The following is a 9,834-nucleotide window of genomic DNA, read 5'->3' as shown; positions in this document are numbered from 1 at the left end:
GGGTACGGGCAGGCGTCAGCGACGGGGATCGGGTCGTCCCGCCCCACCGGCAGTGGTTACCCGGAAACGGTTTTCCGGGAACGTGTCAGATCGGACGCAGGTCGATCATCTTGCGCAGCCGCTGCCGGTCGCGTTCCAGGCGGCGGGCCTCGTAGGCGATGGGGAAGTAGCGCAAGCGCTCCGGCAGCAGCGGAACCAACCGCGCGATCAGCCAGCCGAGCACGCGCAGCTTGCGTTCGTCGGCCGCGGTCCAGGTGAGCCCGAGCTTCTGCCGCGCGACCTCGGGCGTGGTGCCGACCGTCACGAAGTACTGGAGCCAGCCGATCGGCGCCACTGCCGCCTTCCAGGCGGGGTGCAGCGCACGCGGCAGCTGCTTCGGCGGAGCGACGGAACGGATCACCCGCAGGTAATCGCGCGCGGTGTCGGTGGCGACCAGGTGGTTCGCGACGGTGTCGTCGAAGAACTTCTCGAATTCGGTGTAATTCGCGGGGATCTCCTTGGGCGCCACCGAGAAATTGCGCAACAGCTGCAGCGTCTCCTGGAAGTACGCCTCCTTGTCCGCCGCGGTGAGCGGGCGCTTGGCGAAGTACTTGGCGCTCTCGGTGAAGGCGAAGGTTCCGGTGTGCAGTACCCAGGCCCACGGGGCGCTGGACAGCGCGGTGTGCCGGACGCCGTCGGCGTCGGTGGTGTTCAGCGATGCGTGCAGCTCACGCAGCCGGTCGGCCTCGGCGAGCGCTTCCTCGCCGCCGTAGACCCACATCATCACCGACGCCAGGCTGCGCATGGCGCGGCCCATGGGATCGGTGCGGAAGGTGGAGTGCTCGTCCACCACCGCGGAGATGGTCGGCTCCATGGTCTGCAGCAGGAAGGCCGAGCCCGCCGTCAGGGAGAAGGTGACCAGTCCGGTCTGTTCCCACATCTGGGTGCCCGGTTCGATCGGGCGGCGGGGCGGCAGGGTTCGCGCGCCGGTGGATTCGCGTGCGACGGACGCGGTCATCGTGATCTCCCTTGATCGGCCGAACTCAATACAATGAGATGATAACACTATAAGTCTCTCATCATCTATGCCGGTGATCTTGTGGCTGCCCCTAGGCTGTGCAGACATGACGACCGAGTGGCGCAGTCGTAGCGGCCGGATCGGGGTGCTCACGGGGGCGGGCATCTCCACCGATTCGGGCATCCCCGATTTCCGCGGCCCGCGCGGGGTGTGGACGAAGGATCCGATCGCCGAATTGCTGTCGACCTATCAGAGCTATGTGGCCGACGCCGGCTTGCGGGAACGCGCCTGGCTCGCGCGACGGGACAATCCGGCCTGGCAGGCCGTGCCCAACGCCGCGCACAACGCCCTCGCTGATTTGGAGCGGGCCGGGCGGGCGGTCACCATCATCACCCAGAACATCGATCGCCTCCATCAGCGGGCGGGGTCCTCGCCGGACCGGGTGATCGAGATCCACGGCAACATGTTCGAGGTGGTCTGCGTCGAATGCGACTACCAGACCTCGATGTCCGCCACGTTGGAGCGGGTGGCCGCGGGTGAACCCGACCCGCCGTGTCCCGGCTGCGGCGGCATCCTCAAGGCCGCCACCGTGATGTTCGGTCAGCAGATGGACCGCCGGACCATGACCGAGGCCGCGCTCACCGCGGAGACGAGCGAGGTCTTCCTGGCCATCGGAACGTCGTTGCAGGTCGAGCCCGCCGCATCGATGTGTTCCATCGCCGTGCACAACGGCGCCGACCTGGTCATCGTGAACGCCGAGCCGACGCCGTACGACGACATGGCCACCGAGATCATCCGTGAACCCATCGGCACGGCCGTGCCCCGCCTGGTCGCGGAGATTCTCGCCGCGTGAGCGCGGCGGCGGGGCCCCGGTGAGCCGGATTCAGCCGACCGGCCCGAGCACCCGATCGAGGTAGGGGTTGGCGAAACGCCCTTTCGGGTCGAAGCGCCGGCGCACCTCGGCGAACCGATCCCAGTCGGGATAGCGGTCCCGCAGGGTCGCCGCGGTCTGGAAGTGGCGTTTGCCCCAGTGCGGGCGGCCCTGGTAGCGGTCGAACACCGCCTCGCAGGCGCGGAAGTACGGCTGGAACTCCATGCCCCGGTATTGGTGGACCGCGATGTAGCAGGTGTCGCGGCCGCCCGCCGGAGACAGGAACGCGTCATCGGGCGCGACCCACCGCACCTCGATGGGCATCGGGGTGTCGAAGCGCATGGTCAGTTCCTTGATCTCGCGGATCGCGTCGACGGAATATTCGCGCGGAATGGCGTACTCCATCTCGGTGAAGCGAATCAGGCGGGGGGAGGCGAACACCCGGTAGGAGCGGTCCACCTGACGGCGGTAGCTGCCCGCGTAGGCGGCGCTGCGCTGAATGAACGGGACCAGGCGCGGTTGCCTACGGCTCAGCCTGCACAGCGCGTCGAACAGGTGGTTGGACATCAGGATGTCGGCGAACCAGTCCACCGCCTTGGGGCGCGGCTGCTCGGGCAGGGCCACGCGGTTGTTGCGCTTGGTCATGGCCAGTGGACTGTGCGCGAACATGTAGAACTCGAAATGGTCGTTGCCGTCGACGAAGGAGTCCAGGTCGGCGAGTACCTCCTCCACCGGGATCGGCCGTTCGACGCCCTCGAGCACGAAGGACGGCACCATCCGCAGTGTCACGGCGGTGACGACGCCCAGTGCGCCGATGCCGACCCGCGCCGCCCGCCAGCCGTCGGGATCGGTGTGCTCGTTCAGTTCGACCCGGGTTCCGTCGGCCTGCATCAATTCCAGCGAATGCACCGCGGCGGAGAGATTCTGCAAGGTCGCGCCGGTGCCGTGGGTGGCGGTGGCGATGGCGCCCGCGACGGTCTGCACGTCGATGTCGCCAAGGTTCGGGAAGGCGAGACCGTGCGCGTGCAGGGCGGTGCCGACCGCGTTCAGGCTGATACCCGCTTCCACCCGAACCAGGCCGTTCGCCCGGTCGACGTCGAGGACGCGATCGAGCTTCGCCAGGCTCAGCAGCGTGCCGTCGGTCAGGACGGCGTCGGTGAACGAATGGCCGGTCCCGGCGACGCGCACCGTGCGGCCGACGGCTTCGGCGTCGGCGAGCAGGCCGGCCACTTCCTCGACGGAGCGCGGCGCGGCGAGGATCGCGGGCGCGCACCGTTGATCGCCTGCCCAGTTCACCCACGAGTTGGTCATGTGACCAACTTTACGGGAGTGAACGTGACGCGCGCTACTTATGGTCCGATTTCGCTACCGCTTGCGCCAGCCGCAGGTCAGGTGCTGCTTGGCGTGCTCGACCTCGTCGTCGGTCAGCGGAGGGACGTCGAGATGCCTGCGCGGCGTGCCGTCGCCCCGCACTCCGTTCAACATGATGGCCATATACCGCTGCCAGACATCGGGATTGACCGGCTTGGCGAATTCGGCGAGCCCGTCGACCATGTGCACGAGCGCGAAGAAGTCCGAGGGCTCGATGCCGTCGGCGAGCACGCCCGCGTCCCGTGCGCGAGCGCAGATGGCCGTCACGGTGGGCTTGATGCGATCGCGCACGACCGCGAACCGGTCGGTCTCGTCGTCCTCGAGTTCGAGCATGACCTCGCTGAACCCTCGGTTGGTGGCCATGTGTCTGCACGCGTACTCGAAGAATTCGACGAGTCCGAACCATGGGTCGGGATGTCGGTAGGCGGCGTCGGCGGCGTCGGCGAAATCGTTCAGGTTCTGGTCGAAGACCTCGACGATCAGTTCCTTCTTGTTCGCGAAGCGGCGATAGACCGTGCCGACACCCACGCCCGCGCGTTCGGCCACGTCGTCGAGCGTGATCTCAAGTCCGTGGTCGGCGAACAGTTCCCGCGCCGCGGCGATGATGCGCTGCTGGTTGCGTGCGGCATCGGCCCGCAGACGCCGGGGTGGAGAGGCGACCGTGGCGTGATTCACACAGTCATTCTATCAACCTCGGGGATTAACCGGAGGCCTTGTCTCCGTTATCGTGATAGATTCTTCAAGTAAGCGGAGGAGTTCCCTCCGGATCAAAGCTCGAGACATAAGGGGACACATGACTACCGCCATCGACCGTGGGGCTCCCGCCCCTGAGCAGACGGGAAGCGAGCGGCGCGGCTCGCACGCCCTGCGCTGGTGGGTGCTCGCCGTCCTCGGTGTCGCCCAGCTCATGGTCGTGCTCGACGCGACCGTGGTGAACATCGCGCTGCCTGCCGCGCAGCAGGATCTCGGCTTCAGTGACGGCGACCGCTCCTGGGTGGTCACCGGATACGCGCTGGCATTCGGCAGCCTGCTGCTGCTCGGCGGGCGCCTCAGCGACCTGTTCGGCAGGCGCAACACCTTCATCGTCGGTCTGGTCGGCTTCGCGGTCGCCTCCGCCATCGGTGGCGCCGCCACCAGCTTCGAGATGCTGGTCGCCGCCCGGGTCGGGCAGGGTGTCTTCGGCGCGCTGCTGGCGCCCGCCGCGCTCTCCCTGCTCACGGTGACCTTCACCGAACCGTCCGAACGGGCGAAGGCCTTCGGCATCTTCGGTGCCGTCGCGGGCACCGGCGGCGCGATCGGGCTGCTGCTCGGCGGCGCGCTCACCGAATGGGCCTCGTGGCGCTGGGTGATGTTCGTCAACCTCGCCTTCGCGGCCGTCGCCCTGGTGGGCGCGGTGCTGCTGCTGGCCAAGCACGCGACCACCGAGCGGCCCAAGCTCGACATCCCCGGCACGGTCGTGGTCACCGCCGGTCTGTTCGGCATCGTCTACGGGTTCTCGCACGCGGAATCCGACGGGTGGACCGACGGTGTCACCCTCGCCTACCTGCTCGGCGGTGCGGCGCTGATCGCGGTGTTCGCTTGGCTGGAGACCCGGGTCGCGCACCCGCTGCTTCCGATGCGGATCGTGCTCGACCGGATGCGCGGCACCTCCTACCTGACCGTGTTCGTCATGGGTATCGGGATGTTCGCGATCTTCCTGTTCCTCACCTACTACATGCAGCTCACCCTGGGCTACTCGCCGATCATGACCGGCGTCGCGTTCCTGCCGATGGTCGCCGCCATGGTGGTCTCCTCGACCACCGCGCCCTCGCTGCTGCTGCCGAAACTCGGCCCGAAGATCGTGGTCAGCGGCGGCTTCCTGATCGCGGCTGCGGGCATGGCCTGGCTGACCCGGATCGGCTTGGACACCGGTTACGCCACGCACATCCTGCCCGCCCTGATCCTGCTGGGTCTCGGCCTCGGCGGGGCGATGTCGACCGCCTTCCAGGGCGCCACCTCGGGCGTGCAGCACGAGGACGCGGGTGTGGCCTCGGCGATGATCAACACCAGCCAGCAGGTGGGCGGCTCGATCGGCACGGCGCTGCTGAGCACGATCGCGGCGTCCGCGGCCACCGACTACCTGTCCATCCGTACGCCGGACCCGCTCTCCATCGCGCAGTCCGCGATCGAGAGCTACACCACCAGTTTCTGGTGGGCCACGGCGATCTTCGTGGCGGGCGGCATCCTCACCGCGGTGCTGATGCCGAGCACGGTGCCGGTGCCCTCCGAGGGAGAGCCGGTGCTCGCGCACTGATCCGAGTGCGCCACCCCTGATCCGGTTGCGCACAGCCCGGCCGCCGCTCCCGCGACCTCGTCGCAGGGGCGGCGGCCGTCGTCGAACCGCACGGCGCGGGATCCGGTTCGCCGGTGCGCGGCGAGGTGGCCGCGCCGTCGGTCGGCTCGATCGGTGCTCTGAGATTGCCAATCGGCCGCTCCCAGAGTCGGAGTGCCGTATCGGGGTGGTTCTTTTCCGTCCGACGTCGCCGTCGAATCAAGGTTGCCTGCGATTCTCCCTCGGCGTCGTGCCCGATGCGCGACGCCCGTCGGCCGCGCAGCGCAAAAGCGCTCCCTGATCACCAGTATTGGTGCAAAATACGAGGTAAGTAGATGTGGCGGGCCTTGCTGAAAACCGTCGGCATTGTGCTCGATCCGGTCTCGTGCAGAGGTGAGCCGTCCCGTTTCCGACCCACGCGGTAAATGTCATGGGATGCTTTGCCATCGGAATCGCGAGGATTCCGGCCGATTCGACGTGGGTAGCCAAGAGACTGCTACGTACCCTGATCGGCCTCGGCGTACCCGGCGGTCGCACCACCCTCTCCACCCCACCCGCGAGGTTCGTAGACTCCTCGGACCGGGCGCGGCACTCCCCGCGCTCGGCCGCCTCGGGGAGTGGCGGTGGTGCGGCCGGGACGGCGGAGCCCGGCGCGGGCATGGCACGGTGGGTACTCGGTTCGGCTCGGCGATCTACGGGAACGGCACGACGGAAGGGGGCAGGCAATGAGTGGTTCGCAAACGGGCGCTGCCACGGCGGGACGATGGCGGCCCGCCGCACGGCTCACCGTGCTGCTCGACGAGGACGACAAGTGGCGGCACACGCCCCTCTACCACGAGATCGTGCGCCGGGCCAGGGATACCGGGCTCGCGGGCGCCAGCGTGTGGCGTGGCATCGAGGGCTACGGTGCGTCCTCGCACGTGCACACCACCCGGATCCTCGATGTCGCCGACCACCTTCCATTGCTGCTGATGCTGGTCGACGAGCCGGAACGCCTGCGCGCCTTCGTCGAGCGGAACGCCGAGCTGTTCGGCTCGGTCAACGTCACCTTGGCGCCGGTGGACCAGTGGCAGGAAGGCGAGCGATGACAAGACCGCGCGGCAAGCCCGATGCCCCCGCCGGGTCTTCCGTAGCCTGCGCGGCACCAGCGGGTTTCATCTCGTTGATGCCGTCGCACACAGCGGCCGTTACCATTGTCGGTTCGGCGCGGCTCGGTGATCTGAGCGGCGCGTCGGCGGGCCATCGGCCGCTCGCCGTCGCGGAAGCAGGCTTCCGCACCGTGCCGACCACGTTCAGCATGTACGGCTACAAGACGTTGCGGCGGGTGGCCGACGTGAACGACGTGGCCGTGGGGTCGGCGGTAACCGGGCGGTCGTGGGCATGATCCTCATGACGAGCCGGGCGCAGCCGATACGGAAGGGAGACCCGAGCATGGCCCACGATCGAGCCGGGCGTCCCGCACGTCCCACCGATCTGGAAGATATCGCGCACCTGGTGACGGCGTACTACAGCCGTGTTCCGGACGCGGGAGATCCGGCCCAGCGGGTGGCGTTCGGAACGTCGGGACATCGCGGCTCCAGCCTGGACGGTGCCTTCAACGAGGCGCACATCCTCGCAATCACCCAGTCGATCGTGGAGTACCGCGCCACGCGGGGCATCACCGGGCCGGTCTATCTCGCCAGGGACACCCACGCCCTGTCCGAGCCCGCCTGGACCACCGCGCTCGAAGTGCTCGCCGCCAACGACGTCACCGCGGTGATCGACGCACGCGATCGCTACACTCCCACGCCCGCGCTGAGTCACGCTGTGCTGCGCCACAATCGAGGCGGCACCAAGCATCAGGCCGACGGCATCGTGGTCACCCCGTCGCACAACCCGCCCCGCGACGGCGGCTTCAAATACAACCCGCCGCACGGCGGCCCGGCCGACAACACGGCCACCGACGCCATCGCCGCGCGCGCGAACGAACTGCTGCGCGACGGGCTCACCGAGGTCAAGCGCACGACACTGCAACGCGCGCTGGACAGCGGCGTGGAACGCTACGACTACCTCGACCACTACATCGACGACCTGCCCAACGTGCTGAACCTGGACGCGATCCGCGGAGCGGGCATCCGGCTCGGCGCCGACCCGATGGGCGGCGCCAGCGTCGACTACTGGGAGGAGATCGGCCAGCGCTACGATCTCGAGCTAGAGGTGGTCAACCCGTTCGTGGACCCCACCTGGCGGTTCATGACCCTCGACAGCGACGGCAACATCCGGATGGACCCGTCCTCCCGCTACGCGATGGCCTCGCTGATCGCGATCAAGGACGACTACGACATCTCCACCGGCAACGACGCCGACGCCGACCGGCACGGCATCGTGACGCCCGACGGCGGGTTGATGAATCCGAACCACTTCCTCGCGGTGGCCATCGAATACCTGGTCGCCAATCGGATGGGGTGGGACGCGCTGACCAAAATCGGCAAGACCGCGGTGACCTCGTCGATGATCGACCGGGTCGTCTCCGTGCTCGGCCGCGACGTGCACGAGGTGCCCGTCGGATTCAAGTTCTTCGTTCCCGGATTGTTCAGCGGCAGCTTGGCATTCGGTGGCGAGGAGAGCGCGGGCGCGTCGTTTTTGCGGATGGACGGCACGGTCTGGACCACCGACAAGGACGGCATCCTGCTCGCGCTGCTCGCCGGCGAGATCGCCGCGGTCACCGGGCAGAGCCCGTCGGCGCGCTACGTCGAACTCGAACGCCGCTACGGCAGCCCCGCCTACGCGCGGATCGACGCACCCGCCACCGCGGAACAGAAACAGCTGCTCGCGAAGTTGACTCCGGACATGATCACGACGAAGGAGATCGCCGGGGAGCCCGTCACCGCCGTGCTCACCAGGGCGCGGGGCAACGGCGCGCCACTGGGCGGCCTGAAGGTGACCACCGAGAACGCGTGGTTCGCCGCTCGCCCCTCCGGCACCGAGGACAAGTACAAGATCTACGCGGAGTCGTTCCACGGACCCGAGCACCTCGCCGAGGTGCAGACGGCCGCGGAGGAATTGGTGGGGCAGGCGCTGTCCGGTGACCGGTAGATCCAAGCCCCTGCCCAGCGAGATCTGGGTGCTGGTCGGGGGCGCGTTCGTCATCGCCATCGGGTTCGGTTTGGTCGCCCCGGTGTTGCCGCAGTTCGCGCGCGGGTTCGGCGTCGGCGTGGCGGCCGCCTCGGCCATCGTCTCCGCGTTCGCGCTGATGCGGTTGCTGTTCGCGCCGGTGAGCGGACGGCTGGTGCAGCGGCTGGGGGAGCGCTCGGTCTACCTCGGCGGGCTGCTGATCGTCGCGTTGTCCACCGGTGCGAGCGCACTGGCTCAGAGTTACTGGCAGCTCATGGTGCTGCGGTCGCTCGGCGGCATCGGATCGACCATGTTCACCGTGTCGTCGCTGGCGCTGGTCATCCGGATGTCGCCGCCCGACCAGCGCGGCCGGGTCTCCGGATTGTGGTCGACCAGCTTCCTGGTCGGCTCGGTGAGCGGGCCGCTCGTTGGCGGCGGATTGTCGGGGCTCGGGCTGCGCTGGCCGTTCGTGATCTACGCGGTCGCGTTGTTCGTGGTCAGCGTCGTGGTGTACCTGAGCCTGCGGAATTCGGAGCTTGCCGCGCCGGAGCCGTTCGGCGGCGCCCGCATGATGTCCTTCCGCGAGGGCTTGGCGCGGCCGGAGTACCGGGCAGTGCTGCTGTCGAACTTCGCCAACGGAGCCGCCGTGTTCGGTGTCCGGATGGCTCTGGTGCCGCTGCTCGTCGTCGAGGTGCTGCACCAATCGCCGGGTATGGCAGGCGTCGCGTTGACGGTATTCGCCGCGGGCAACGTCACGGTGCTGTTCGCGGCGGGGCGGCTGTCCGACCGGTGGGGGCGGAAACCATTCGTGATCAGCGGCTCGCTGGTGTGTGCGGTCGGCACGGCGGGCCTCGGGCTTGCAACCGATCTGCCGTGGCTGCTCGCCACCTCGTTCCTGGCCGGGCTGGGTTCCGGCATGTTCACACCCACTCAGCAGGCGGCCGTCGCCGACATCATCGGGCCCAAGGCGCGCGGTGGGCCGGTGCTGGCCGGTTTCCAGATGGCCGCCGACCTCGGCACCGTCATCGGACCAGTCGCTGTCGGCGCCTTGGCGCAGCGGGCGTCCTACGGGCTCGCGCTCGGCGTGACCGGCGCCCTGCTCGCGGTGGCCGCGCTCGTCTGGGCCGTCGTCCCCGAGCCGCTGCGGCGCGGAGTCTCCGCTCATTCGGAGATTCCGTCCGAACGTTCCGG

At 68.5% G+C, this 9,834-nt stretch carries 8 protein-coding genes and 1 pseudogene; 6 read left to right on the top strand and 3 right to left on the bottom strand.

Annotated features, from left to right (window positions below):
* Positions 1 to 85: 85 nt before the first annotated feature.
* Positions 86 to 997, bottom strand: coding sequence for an oxygenase MpaB family protein (locus tag ACFU5M_RS18210; RefSeq protein ID WP_379050351.1), 912 nt, complete (start codon positions 995 to 997; stop codon positions 86 to 88).
* Between the two features lie 106 nt (positions 998 to 1,103).
* Between ACFU5M_RS18210 and ACFU5M_RS18205 the strand changes: the two genes are divergently transcribed.
* Entirely contained in the window at positions 1,104 to 1,850 is a 747-nt protein-coding gene (locus ACFU5M_RS18205) for an NAD-dependent deacetylase (protein WP_379050349.1), read from the top strand.
* Positions 1,851 to 1,880: 30 nt separating this feature from the next.
* Here ACFU5M_RS18205 and ACFU5M_RS18200 read toward each other — a convergent pair whose 3' ends face one another.
* Together ACFU5M_RS18200 and ACFU5M_RS18195 are read right to left on the bottom strand one after the other, a co-directional pair.
* A complete protein-coding gene (locus ACFU5M_RS18200; protein ID WP_379050347.1) occupies positions 1,881 to 3,179 on the bottom strand; it encodes a D-arabinono-1,4-lactone oxidase in 1,299 nt (432 codons plus the stop codon).
* 54 nt (positions 3,180 to 3,233) lie between these two features.
* Positions 3,234 to 3,914, bottom strand: coding sequence for a TetR/AcrR family transcriptional regulator (locus ACFU5M_RS18195; RefSeq protein ID WP_379050345.1), 681 nt, complete (start codon positions 3,912 to 3,914; stop codon positions 3,234 to 3,236).
* Positions 3,915 to 4,032: 118 nt separating this feature from the next.
* Here ACFU5M_RS18195 and ACFU5M_RS18190 point away from each other — a divergent pair, with 118 nt between their 5' ends.
* The 5 genes and pseudogenes from ACFU5M_RS18190 to ACFU5M_RS18170 form a co-directional block, all read left to right on the top strand.
* Complete coding sequence (locus ACFU5M_RS18190) at positions 4,033 to 5,532, top strand: MFS transporter (protein ID WP_379050343.1); 1,500 nt, start codon at positions 4,033 to 4,035, stop codon at positions 5,530 to 5,532.
* 743 nt (positions 5,533 to 6,275) lie between these two features.
* The gene (locus tag ACFU5M_RS18185; RefSeq protein WP_379050341.1) at positions 6,276 to 6,638 is read left to right on the top strand and encodes a DUF190 domain-containing protein; all 363 of its coding nucleotides are present in this window, start codon (positions 6,276 to 6,278) and stop codon (positions 6,636 to 6,638) included.
* Between the two features lie 77 nt (positions 6,639 to 6,715).
* Positions 6,716 to 6,934 (top strand): hypothetical protein, encoded by a 219-nt coding sequence (locus tag ACFU5M_RS18180; protein ID WP_379050339.1) that lies wholly within the window; start codon positions 6,716 to 6,718, stop codon positions 6,932 to 6,934.
* A 47-nt stretch (positions 6,935 to 6,981) separates the two neighbouring features.
* Positions 6,982 to 8,625: a phosphoglucomutase (alpha-D-glucose-1,6-bisphosphate-dependent) gene (gene pgm / locus ACFU5M_RS18175; RefSeq protein WP_379050336.1), complete on the top strand. Its 1,644-nt coding sequence runs from the start codon at positions 6,982 to 6,984 to the stop codon at positions 8,623 to 8,625.
* Positions 8,615 to 9,793 (top strand): annotated as a pseudogene (locus ACFU5M_RS18170) (MFS transporter); the annotation flags it as partial. The gene pgm and the pseudogene ACFU5M_RS18170, both read left to right, overlap by 11 nt.
* Positions 9,794 to 9,834 lie beyond the last annotated feature (41 nt).

The sequence above is a fragment of the Nocardia sp. NPDC057455 genome (assembly GCF_042802775.1).
GTDB lineage: Bacteria > Actinomycetota > Actinomycetes > Mycobacteriales > Mycobacteriaceae > Nocardia.
The sequence above is the reverse complement of the archived record's forward strand: the minus strand, read 5'-3'. Positions and strand labels throughout refer to the sequence as shown.

Excerpts from the sequence above, each read along its gene's own strand:
- ACFU5M_RS18205 (WP_379050349.1), top strand. The coding sequence starts at position 1,104 with ATGACGACCGAGTGGCGCAGTCGTAGCGGCCGGATCGGGGTGCTCACG.
- pgm (WP_379050336.1), top strand. The coding sequence starts at position 6,982 with ATGGCCCACGATCGAGCCGGGCGTCCCGCACGTCCCACCGATCTGGAA.
- ACFU5M_RS18190 (WP_379050343.1), top strand. The coding sequence starts at position 4,033 with ATGACTACCGCCATCGACCGTGGGGCTCCCGCCCCTGAGCAGACGGGA.
- ACFU5M_RS18210 (WP_379050351.1), bottom strand. The coding sequence starts at position 997 with ATGACCGCGTCCGTCGCACGCGAATCCACCGGCGCGCGAACCCTGCCG.
- ACFU5M_RS18200 (WP_379050347.1), bottom strand. The coding sequence starts at position 3,179 with ATGACCAACTCGTGGGTGAACTGGGCAGGCGATCAACGGTGCGCGCCC.
- ACFU5M_RS18185 (WP_379050341.1), top strand. The coding sequence starts at position 6,276 with ATGAGTGGTTCGCAAACGGGCGCTGCCACGGCGGGACGATGGCGGCCC.
- ACFU5M_RS18180 (WP_379050339.1), top strand. The coding sequence starts at position 6,716 with ATGCCGTCGCACACAGCGGCCGTTACCATTGTCGGTTCGGCGCGGCTC.